Raw genomic sequence first — 11,861 nt, forward strand, 5'->3', positions numbered from 1 at the left:
GCCGGCACAGGAGGAATAAAATACAGTAACAACCGCTAAATCCTCCCGGCACCCAAGCGTTTTCCAAGCGACGAACACCCGCACTTTCGCTCGCTTGCGAGGATTTACCCATGTCCACCGCTTCCAGCCTTGCCCAGGTCCCGCCGGCCAGCGTGCCGCAGGTCCTGTACGAATTCACCGACTCACCGTTGCTGCAACGCCAGCAACAGCAGGAGTCCAACGCCCGCAGCTACCCACGGCGCATCCCGCTGGCGCTCAAGCGCGCCAGGGGTATCCACGTCGAAGACGTCGAAGGCCGACAGTTCATCGACTGCCTGGCGGGCGCCGGCACCTTGGCGCTGGGCCATAACCACCCGGTGGTGATCGAGGCGATCCAGCGTGTGCTGGCCGATGAGATCCCCTTGCACACACTCGACCTGACCACACCGGTCAAGGACCGCTTCGTTCAGGACCTGTACAGCATCCTGCCCGAGGCCCTGCGCCGCGAGGCCAAGGTGCAGTTCTGCGGCCCGACCGGGACCGACGCCGTGGAGGCGGCCCTCAAGCTGGTGCGCAGCGCCACCGGGCGCAGCACCGTGTTGGCCTTCCAGGGTGCCTACCATGGCATGAGTCAGGGGGCGCTGAGCCTGATGGGCAGCCATGGTCCCAAGCAACCGCTGGGTGCCTTGTTGAGCAGCGGCGTGCAGTTCATGCCATACCCGTACGACTACCGCTGCCCGTTCGGCCTGGGCGGTGAGGCCGGGGTCAAGGCCAACCTGCATTACCTGCAAAACCTGCTGCTCGATCCGGAAAGCGGGGTGCCACTGCCGGCTGCAGTCATCCTGGAGGTGGTGCAGGGCGAGGGCGGGGTGATCCCGGCCGATATCGAATGGCTCAAGGGCGTGCGCCGGATCACCGAGCAGGCGGGTGTGGCCTTGATCGTCGATGAGATTCAGAGCGGCTTTGCCCGTACCGGGCGGATGTTCGCCTTCGAGCATGCCGGCATCGTGCCGGACGTGGTCACGCTGTCCAAGGCCATTGGCGGCAGCCTGCCGTTGGCGGTGGTGGTGTACCGCGACTGGCTGGACACGTGGAAACCGGGGGCGCACGCCGGCACCTTCCGCGGTAACCAGATGGCCATGGCGGCGGGTTCGGCGGTAATCGATTACCTGGTCGAGCACCGCCTGGCCGAGCATGCCGAGGCCATGGGGCTGCGGTTGCGTGGGCACCTGCAGCGCCTGCAGCGGGACTACCCGCAGTTGGGTGATATCCGTGGCCGTGGCTTGATGCTGGGTGTGGAGCTGGTCGACCCGCAAGGCCAGCCCGATGCGCTGGGCCACCCACCGGCTAACCGCGACCTGGCGCCGAAGGTGCAGCGCGAGTGCCTCAGGCGTGGGCTGATCCTGGAGCTGGGTGGGCGGCATGGCGCGGTGGTGCGCTTTCTGCCGCCGTTGATCATCAGCGGCGAGCAGATCGATGACGTTGCACAGCGTTTTGCCGAGGCGTTGAGCGCGGCAGTCTGAACCATTGCCGGGGCCGCCAAGTGCCCCGGCTATCTCACGTCAATCAAAGGTCCGCCCGGCCCGCCAATAGCCCATCAGGGTCAGGCACGCGCGTTGCAACCCGCGCTCCTTGATCAGATACCGGCGAATATCCATCACTGTCGCCGATTCCCCCGCGACCCATGCATGGAATGTGCTCCTGGCACTACTGGCCTGCTCCCACAGTATTCGTGTGTCGATATCCACCTCTTCCAGCTTTACCCGCGACGCGGCCTGCCCTTGAGGCAGGCTGGCCAGTTCGCGCACCGCATGCTGCATGGCCTGGCCATGCGCGCAGCCCAGCAGCTCACGCGGCAGCCAATGCAGTTCGGTGGCATCGCCATGGCGCAGATCCAGGCAGTCAGCTTGCAACGGCACCTCGATGAACGCCTGCACCGCAAGCTCGGGTTGGGTCCCTGCCAGTTGCTCAAGAATGCCGGCAATCGCCGGCAGTGCCGTTTCGTCACCTACCAGCAGTACGTTGCGCACGCCCTGGGGTGGCTTCCATTCATAACCGCCGGGGTCGCCGGCATAGTCCAGGTTGGGCGCAAGCATCTGCAGGCGGTCACCTACCTGGGCATGGGTGGCCCAAGCCGAAGCAGGGCCGTTGACGCCATGCAGCACGAAATCCACATCGACTTCCAGTGCTTCCCGACGCAGCGCGCGGATGGTGTAGGTCCGCATGGGTGGGCGTTGCGCGGGCGGCAAGGCGCTGTGCGCCGTTTTCCAATGGGCATCGGCGGGAACTACAGGCAGCGAACCATCTGGGGCGGGAAAGAACAGCTTGACCCGTTGATCGGGGGCCATGGTGGCCATCCGCGCCACATCCGGAGCGGTGAACACCAGGCGTGCAAGTGATGGGGAAAGGGTGATGCGTTTCTTGAGCTGCAGATCGAACAGGCGGTAGGCGCTGGCAGCCGGGCTGGGGCTGCCGACCAGGCGGCGCAGGCCTTGCTGGAGTGCCTGGGTGATGCGGGAGGGGCTAGGCATGCGAAGGTCCTCTTGCAGGGCGGCTTTGTTGGTAAACGAGCCGCCGCAACGGCAAATTAACGCCTCGCTGTGGGCCGGTCGGCCACGCCCGGGGTTGCCCCGGGGTGTGTCTGCAGCTGCCGTGGGGGGCGCTATGGCGTTAATTTTTTTCAGGTTGCATCCGTTTCGTAGGGATAGCCGGGCCCCGCCCGATACCTCACTCGTACGGAAGCAATCTGATGAATGCAGAAAAGTCCCTGCTACTGGCCCGCCGTTTCATTGAACTGCCGCAGGACAAACGCGGCGTGTTCCTCGAGACCCTGGCCAGGGAGGGCATCGACTTTTCCCAGTTCCCCATTCCGGCCGGGGTCCAGGCGCCGGACCGCCAAGGGTTGTCCTATGCCCAGCAGCGCATGTGGGTACTTTGGCAGATGGACCCCCAGAGCGGCGCCTACAACCTGCCAGGCGCGGTGCGTCTGACCGGGCAACTGGATGAGTCCGCGCTGGAGCAGGCGTTCGCCAGCCTGCTGGCGCGTCACCAGAGCCTGACCACCGTATTCGAGGTCCAGCCTGACGACAGTCTGCTCCAGGTCTATCGCCCGGTGGGCGAGGCCTTGATCGAGCGGGTCGACCTGCGTCAGTGGGATGAGGCCGAGTGCGAAGCGCAGGTGCGTGCCCAAGCCGAGGCCGAGTCCTTGCGTCCATTCGACCTGGCGCAAGGGCCGCTGCTGCGGGTGCGTCTGTTGCGCCTGGCCGAGCAGGAACATGTACTGCTGTTGACCCTGCATCATATTGTTTCCGACGGTTGGTCGATGAACGTGCTGATCGACGAGTTCAGCCGCTGCTACGACGCCTTCGCCGCTGGCCATGCGCCGCAACTGCCGGATCTGCCGATCCAGTACGTCGACTATGCCCTGTGGCAGCGCCGCTGGCTGGAAGCCGGCGAACTGGCGCGGCAGCTGGCGTACTGGCAGGCGCAGTTGGGCGATGAGCAGCCCGTGCTCGAACTGCCCTTGGATAATGCCCGGCCGGCGACCCCGAGCTTCAGTGGCGAGCGCCGCTCGTTCGCGGTCGATGCGGCCTTGGCCGAGCGGCTGCGCGGCTTCGCCCGGCAGCATAACCTTACGCCGTTCATGGTCATGCTTGGCGCGTTCGGCTTGCTCCTGCAGCGCTACACCGGCCAGGCCGACCTGCGTATCGGCAGCCCGGTGGCCAACCGCAACCGCGCCGAAGTCGAAGGGCTGATCGGGTTGTTCGTCAACACCCAGGTGTTGCGTGTGCGGCCGGACGCGCACCTCGAGGTGCTGGCCTACCTGCAAGGCATCAAGCAGGTCGTACACGGTGCCCAGGCGCACCAGGACCTGCCGTTCGAACGCCTGGTCGAGGCGCTGAAGGTCGAGCGCAGCCTAAGCCATGCACCGCTGTTCCAGGTGATGTACAACCACCAGCCGCAGATCGCCGACCTGGCCACCGTGACCCTGGCCTCGGGGCTGCAACTGTCGCCCCTGGCATGGCGCAGCCGCACCACCCAGTTCGACCTGAGCCTGGACACCTACGAGCAGGGTGGCACCCTGCACGCCGCCTTCACCTATGCCAGCGACCTGTTCGAGGCCGCCACCATCGAACGCATGGCGACACACTGGCAGGCCCTGCTGCAAGCCCTTGTCAGCCAGCCGCACAGCGCGCTGTGGCAGTTGCCGATGCTCGATGACGCCAGCCGTCGCACAGTGCTGGAGGATTGGAACGCCACCGCTCGCGGTTATCCGCTCGAACGCGGCGTGCACCAGCTGTTCGAGGATCAGGTGCGCCGTGCGCCAGACGCCCCGGCGCTGGTCTGTGGTGATACCGCGCTCAGCTATGCGCAGCTCGATGCCCGCGCCAACCGCCTGGCTCACTTCCTCCGCGCGCAAGGCGCCGGAGCCGACAGCCTCGTGGGTATCAGCCTGCTGCGCAGCGTAGAAATGGTCGTCGGGCTGATGGCGATCCTCAAGGCCGGCGCGGCCTACGTGCCGCTGGATCCGGAATACCCCGAGGAGCGCCTGGCCTACATGATCGAGGACAGCGGCATTCGCCTGCTGCTGACCCATCAGGCGCTGCAGGGCAGCCTGCCGGTGCCCGCTGACGTGCAGTGCATCGCCCTGGACCAACTGACGCTGGACGACCAGCCCGCCAGCCCGCCCCAGGTGGCGACCGACCCACGGCAGTTGGCCTATGTCATCTATACCTCCGGCTCCACCGGCCGGCCGAAAGGCGCCGGCAACAGCCATGAAGCCCTGGCCAACCGCCTGCACTGGATGCAGGAAGCCTATGGCCTGTGTGCCGGTGACACGGTGCTGCAGAAGACCCCGTTCAGCTTCGACGTGTCGGTCTGGGAATTCTTCTGGCCGCTGATGACGGGTGCCCGGCTGGCCATGGCCGCACCCGGTGACCACCGGGACCCGGCGCGCCTGATCGAGACCATTCGTCGCCATCAGGTCAGCACGCTGCATTTCGTACCCTCGATGCTCCAGGCCTTCATCCACGAGTCTGGTGTCGAGACCTGCGACAGCCTGCGACGCATCCTCTGCAGCGGCGAGGCATTGCCGGTGGACGCGCAGCTGCAGGTGTTCGGCAAGCTGCCGGCGGCGGCGCTGTACAACCTCTACGGCCCCACCGAGGCGGCCATCGACGTCACGCACTGGACCTGCATCGACGAAGGCCGCGACAGCGTGCCCATCGGCCAGCCCATCGCCAACATCCGTACCTATGTGCTCGATGCTGGCCTCGAGCCGGTGGCGCCGGGCGTTGCCGGCGAGCTCTACCTGGGTGGCATTGGCCTGGCCCGTGGTTACCACCGGCGTCCGGGGTTGACCGCCGAGCGCTTCGTTGCCGACCCCTTCGTGGCCGGACAGCGCCTGTACCGTACCGGCGACCGGGTTCGCCAGCGTGTGGATGGCGTGATCGAGTACCTGGGGCGTTTCGATCATCAAGTGAAAATCCGTGGCCTGCGCATCGAGCTGGGCGAGATCGAGGCGCGCCTGGCCCAGCATGCCTGGGTGCGCGAGGCCGTGGTGTTGGCGCTGGACGGCAAGCAACTGGTGGCCTACCTGGTGCTCGACGAAATGCCAGACGGCTGGCAGCAAGGGCTCAAGGCCTGGCTGCTGCAGGCGCTGCCGGAATTCATGGTGCCCAGCCACCTGATGCCGCTGGAGCAGTTCCCGCTGACCCCCAACGGCAAGCTTGACCGCAAGGCCCTGCCGCAACCGGATGCCGCTTCGCGCGGCGCTTACGTGGCGCCGCAAACCGATGTACAGCGTACACTGGCGCAAGTCTGGAGCGAGGTGCTGGGCGTGGCCGAGGTTGGCCTGGACGACAACTTCTTCGAGCTGGGCGGCGATTCGATCATCGCCATCCAGGTGGTTGGCCGCGCTCGTCGCCAGGGCCTGCAGTTCAGCCCGCGCGACCTGTTCCAGTTCCAGACCGTGCGCGGCCTGGCCGGCGCGGTCGGGCGCCAGCCATCGTTGGCGGTTGAGCAGGCGCCGGCCACCGGCGAGGTGGCGCTCAGCCCTGTGCAGCGGCAGTTCTTCGAACAGGCCATTGCGGTCCGCGAGCACTGGAACCAATCATTGCTGCTCGGTGCCCGGCAACCGTTGCAGGCCCAGGCGCTGGTCGCTGCCTTGGGCGATGTGGTCAACCACCATGACGCCCTGCGGCTGCGCTTCGAGCCCGCCGCCGAAGGCTGGCGGCAGCACTATGGCGCGCCGGTCGCGCAGGTCGAGCTGTGGCAGCGCCAGGCTGCGGATGCCCAGGCGCTGACGGCGCTCTGCGACGCTGCCCAGCGCAGCCTCGACCTGCGCAGTGGGCCGCTATTGCGCGCCATGCTGGTCGACTTGCCGCAAGGCGAGCAGCGCCTGCTGCTGGTTATTCACCACCTAGTGGTCGACGGCGTGTCCTGGCGTATCCTCCTGGAGGACCTGGAGCAGGCTTATGCCCAGCGCCTGGCCGGGCAGCCGCTGTCGCTGGCGCCGCGCACCAGCAGCTACCAGGCCTGGTCTGCGCAGCTGCACGAGCAGGTGCCGGCGTTCGTCGGGCAATTGCCCTACTGGCAAGCGCAACGCGGCGATGGCGCACTGCCGTGCGACAGGCCGGACGCGCCGGTAAGCAACCGTCATGGGGCCAAACTGGCGTCGCGCCTGTCCCGCGAGCGCACCCGGCAGTTGCTGCAGGTCGCGCCCGCAGCCTATCGCACCCAGGTCAACGACCTGCTGCTGACGGCCCTGGCACGTGTCATCTGCCAATGGAGCGGCAGCCAGGCGGCGTTGGTGCAGCTGGAGGGGCATGGCCGCGAAGAGCTGTTCGACGGCATCGACCTGACCCGCACCGTCGGCTGGTTCACCAGCCTCTATCCGCTGCGCCTGGCCCCGCGCGCCGGTCATGGCGACTCGATCAAGGCCATCAAGGAACAGCTGCGCGCGGTACCAGACAAAGGCATGGGTTACGGCGTGCTACGTTACCTGGGTGACGCCTCGGTGCGCGAGGCCCTGGCGACGCTTGACCCGCCGCGCATCACCTTCAACTATCTGGGCCAGTTCGACAGCCAGTTCGATGCCCAGGCCTTGCTGGCGCCGGCCACCGAGCGCGGCGGCGACGGCCAGGACCCGGACGCGCCGCTGGCCAACTGGCTGACCCTGGAAGGGCAGGTGTACAACGGCGAGCTGTCGCTGCAATGGGGCTTCAGCCTGGCGATGTTCGACACCGACACGGTCCAGGCATTGGCCACGGCCTACGACCAGGAACTGGAGGCGCTCATCGAGCACTGCCTGGGCGTGCCCGCCGGGCAACCGTCACCGTCGGACTTCCCGCTGGCGCGCATCACTCAGGCGCAACTGGATGCATTGCCGGTGCCCGGCCACAACATCGAAGACCTCTACCCACTGTCGCCCATGCAGCAGGGCATGTTCTTCCACTCGCTGTATGAAACCCAGGGCGGCGCCTACATCAACCAGTTGCGCCTGGATATCGGCGGCCTGGACCTGGAACGCTTCGGCGAGGCCTGGCAGGCTGCCCTGGCGCGTCACGATATCCTGCGCAGCAGCATCCACTGGCAGGGCCTGGACAGTGCCCACCAGATCGTCCAGCGACAGTTGCCACTGCCACTGCGCATCGTCGATGAACCTGCGGCAGACCTCGATGCACTGGCCCGGGCCGAGCACGAGGCGGGTTTCGACCTGGCCCGCGCACCCTTGTTCAGGCTGCTGCTGGTGCGTACCGGGCCCGACGACTGGCACCTGGTCTTCACCTGCCACCACATCCTCCTGGATGGCTGGAGCAATGCCCAGCTCCTGGCCGAGGTGGTCCAGCACTACGCCGGCGAGCGCATGTCGGCGCCGGCCGGCCGTTTTCATGATTACCTGGCGTGGCTGCAACGCCAGGACGCCAGTGCCGGCGAGCGTTTCTGGAAAGCCCGTCTCGGCGCCTTGCAGGCGCCGACGCTGCTCGCCCAGGCCCTGCGTCGCCCCGCCGACGCGCAAGGCGAGGGTGAGTACCTGGCCCGCCTCGACGCCGCGCAGGCCGCCGAGCTGGAGCGTTTTGCCCGTCACCACAAGGTGACCTTGAACACGCTGTTCCAGGCGGCCTGGGGCCTGGTGCTACAGCGCCTGACCGGGCAAGCCTGCGTGGCCTTCGGCGCCACGGTGTCCGGGCGTTCGGCGCCACTGCCGGGCATCGACGGCCAGCTCGGGTTGTTCATCAATACCTTGCCGGTGCTGATCGATGTCGCGCCCGATCGTCAGGTGGCCGGTTACCTGGCCGACGTGCAGGACTTCAACCTGAGCCTGCGTGAATTCGAGCATGTGCCGCTGTATGCCATTCAAGGGTGGGCTGGCCAGCAGGGCGCGGCGCTGTTCGACAGCCTGCTGGTGTTCGAGAACTTCCCGGTGGCCGAGGCGCTGCGCCAGGGCGCGCCTGCCGGCCTGCGTTTCGGCGCGGTGAGCAATCACGAGCGCACCCACTACCCGCTGACCATCGGCATCGAGCTCGGCGATGGGGTCAGCCTGGCGTTCGGCTACGACCCTGCGCTGTTCGCGGCAGAGCAGGTGGCTCAGCTGTGCGCCGGGCTCCGCCAGGTGCTGGCGCAGATGGTCGCCACCCCGGCCGCGCCGTCAGGCGCGCTGGGCCTGCTTGACGATAAGGGGCAGGCCCAGGTGCTTGGCTTCAGCCAAGGCCGCGCACTGGCGTTGCCGAGCCAGGAACTGGTTCACCAGCGTATCGCGGCACAGGCCGCGCGCCAGCCACAGGCCTTGGCCTTGCAATGTGGCGAGCTGCGCCTGAGCTATGGCCAGCTCGATGGCCAGGCCAATCGCCTGGCGCATGCACTGATCGCCAAGGGCGTACGCCCCGGCCAGCGTGTCGGCCTGGCCTTGCGCCGTGGCCCGCAGCTGATCGTCAGTCTGCTTGCCGTGCTCAAGAGCGGCGCGACCTATGTGCCGCTGGACCCGCAGTATCCACATGAACGGCTGGCCTACATGATCGAGGACAGCCGCTTGGACCTGTTGTTGTGCGACGACGGCCTGCTGGTCGAGTTGGCGCTGCCGGCGGGGCTGCGTCGCCTGGAACTGGGGGTGTTGGGCGAGCAGGCCGCGCACTGTGGCGACCACGACCCGGATGTGCAGGTCGCCGCCGAGCAGCTCGCCTATGTCATCTACACCTCCGGTTCCACCGGCCGCCCGAAGGGGGTGGCGATCAGCCATGCGGCCCTGCGCGAGTTCAGCTACAGCGCCACCGGCTACTCCCGCCTTGAGCGCGACGACCGGGTGCTGCAGTTCGCCACTTTCAGTTTCGACGGCTTCGTCGAGCAATGCTATCCGCCGCTGTGCGTCGGCGCCGCGTTGATCATGCGTGGCGAGGAACTGTGGGACGCCGATCAGTTGGCGCGGTTGATTGTCGAGCAGGGCGTGACCCTGGCCGACCTGCCGGCCGCCTACTGGCACATGCTGGCCAAGACTTGCGCGGCGCGGCCGGGCCAGGGCCTGGGCAAGCTGCGTCAGGTGCACGTGGGCGGCGAGGCCATGTCGGTGGAAGGGCTGCGCCTGTGGCATGCGGCGGGGCTGGGCGGGCTCAGCCTGGTCAACACCTATGGCCCGACCGAGGCGACAGTAGTCTCCAGCGTGCATGACTGCCGCCTCGAAGATGCGCAGGACGCGTATGGCGTGCCCATCGGCCACGCCATCGCAGGCCGCTCGCTGTATGTGCTGGATTGTGCCGGCCAGCTGTTGCCCAGCGATGGCGTCGGCGAGCTGTGCATCGGTGCACCGAGCTGCCTGGCGCAGCAATACTTCGACCGCCCGGCGTTGACCGCCGAGCGTTTCCTGCCGGATCCCTTCGCCGAACAGCCTGGCGCACGCCTGTACCGCAGCGGCGACCTGGCGCGCTATACCCAGGCCGGGGTCCTGGAGTACGTAGGGCGTATCGATCATCAGGTGAAGATTCGCGGCATGCGCATCGAGATGGGCGAGATCGAGGCCTGCCTGCAAGGGTTGGCGTCGGTGCGCGAGGCGGCGGTGCTGGCCCTCGCCGGGCCGACCGGGCCGCAACTGGTGGCCTACCTGGTCGCTGCTCAGGCCACGCCGTCGGCTGACTGGCTACAGGGCGTACGGGCTGCCTTGGGCCAGGCGCTGCCTGACTACATGATTCCCGCCCACCTGCTGGTGCTGGAACGGCTGCCGTTGAACAACAACGGCAAGCTGAACCGCGCGGCTTTGCCGGCGCCGGACTTCAGTGCCGCCCAGCAGGTCTACGAAGCGCCGCGCACGCCGTTGCAAGCACAACTGGCGACGATCTGGGCGCAAGCCCTGCAGGTCGAGCGCGTCGGCCTTGCCGACAGTTTCTTCAGCCTCGGTGGCCACTCGTTGCTGGCGACCGAGGTCATCGCGCGCATTCGCCAAGGGCTCGGGCTCGAAGTGCCCCTGCGGCAGCTGTTCGAGCAGCCGACCCTGGGGGCCTTCGCCGACCGTTGCGCCGCACTGGGCCAGGGGGCGGCCGCGGCGATTGCGGTATTGCCGCGCACGCCTGCGATGGCCGTGTCCTATGCCCAGGAGCGGCAGTGGTTCCTCTGGCGGCTGGACCCACAGAGCGCCGCCTACAACGTTCCGGCGGCGTTGCGTGTGCGGGGGCCGCTCGAGTTGCCGGCGTTGCAGTCGGCATTCGACCAGGTCATCGCCCGGCACGAGCCATTGCGCACCACCTTCGATGACGCCACGGGGGAGCTGCGGCAGCATATTCATCCGCACCTGGCGCTGCCCATCGTGATCGAGCACCCAGGCGAGCTGGACGATGCGGCGCTGGAGGCCTGGGTCGATGCCCAGGTGCGGGCGCCGTTCGACCTGGTACGAGGGCCGTTGCTGCGGGTCAAGTTGCTGGCCATGGGCGAGCAGGACCATGTGCTGGTCATCGTCCAGCACCATATCGTTTCCGACGGCGCCTCCCTGGAGGTGCTGGTCGAAGAGCTGCTGCACGGCTACCACGGCGAGCACTGTGCACCGTTGCCTGTGCAGTACGCCGACTACGCGGCCTGGCAGCGTCAGTGGCTGGACGGTGGCGAGCGTGCCCGCCAGCTCGATTACTGGCTGGCGCAGCTGGGCGGCGAGCAGGTCGTGCTCGAGCTGCCGTTCGACCGGCCACGCCCGGCCCAACGGCGCTTGCGTGGTGCGCGCCTGGACTTCCCGCTCGAGGCTGAACTGAGCCACGGCCTGCGACAGCTGGCCAAGACTCAGGATGCTTCCTTGTTCATGTTGCTGCTGGCAGCGTTCCAGGCCTTGCTGCACCGCTACAGCGGCCAGGCCGACATCCGCGTCGGCGTACCGGTGGCCAACCGCACCCGGGCTGAAACCGAGCGGCTGATCGGTTTCTTCGTCAATACCCAGGTGCTGCGTGCCGAAGTCGATGGCGGGCAGGGCTTTGACGTCCTGTTGCGCCAGACCCGGCAGGCGGCGCTGCAGGCCCAGGCCCACCAGGACCTGCCGTTCGAGCAACTGGTCGAGGCCCTGGCACCGGAACGCAACCTGAGCCACAGCCCCGTGTTCCAGGTGCTGTTCAACCACCAGTACGCTGCGCGCGCCGAGCGGAACTGGGGTGAACTGCGTGTCGAGCCGCTGCATTGGGACAGTGCCACGGCGCAGTTCGACCTGGTGCTGGATACCAGCGAGACCGCGCAGGGGCTGATGGTTTCCCTGGCATACGACACCGACCTGTTCGAGCGCTCGACCATCGAGCGGCTGTCCACCCACTTCATCAACCTGTTGCAAGGCATCGTCGAGCAACCGCACCAACCGGTGGCCGAACTGCCATTGCTGGCGGCCGCCGAGCGCGAGCGCACACTGGTCACGTGGAACGCCA

General features: G+C 67.4%; 3 protein-coding genes. 2 read left to right on the forward strand and 1 reads right to left on the reverse strand.

Going from position 1 to position 11,861, the window contains the following annotated elements:
- The first annotated feature begins 110 nt into the window (after window positions 1-110).
- Window positions 111-1,502, forward strand: a complete 1,392-nt coding sequence (locus GYA94_RS17875) for an aspartate aminotransferase family protein (protein WP_161892800.1) — start codon at window positions 111-113, stop codon at window positions 1,500-1,502.
- Between the two features lie 39 nt (window positions 1,503-1,541).
- On the opposite strand, the gene GYA94_RS17880 is transcribed toward GYA94_RS17875, so the two are convergent.
- Window positions 1,542-2,510 (reverse strand): siderophore-interacting protein, encoded by a 969-nt coding sequence (locus tag GYA94_RS17880; protein ID WP_161892801.1) that lies wholly within the window; start codon window positions 2,508-2,510, stop codon window positions 1,542-1,544.
- Window positions 2,511-2,728: 218 nt separating this feature from the next.
- Between GYA94_RS17880 and GYA94_RS17885 the strand changes: the two genes are divergently transcribed.
- Window positions 2,729-11,861, forward strand: a 9,133-nt coding sequence (locus GYA94_RS17885; protein ID WP_161892802.1) for a non-ribosomal peptide synthetase, incomplete at its 3' end; no start/stop codon positions are given.

This window comes from Pseudomonas juntendi, from assembly GCF_009932375.1.
GTDB classification, from domain to species: domain Bacteria; phylum Pseudomonadota; class Gammaproteobacteria; order Pseudomonadales; family Pseudomonadaceae; genus Aquipseudomonas; species Aquipseudomonas juntendi.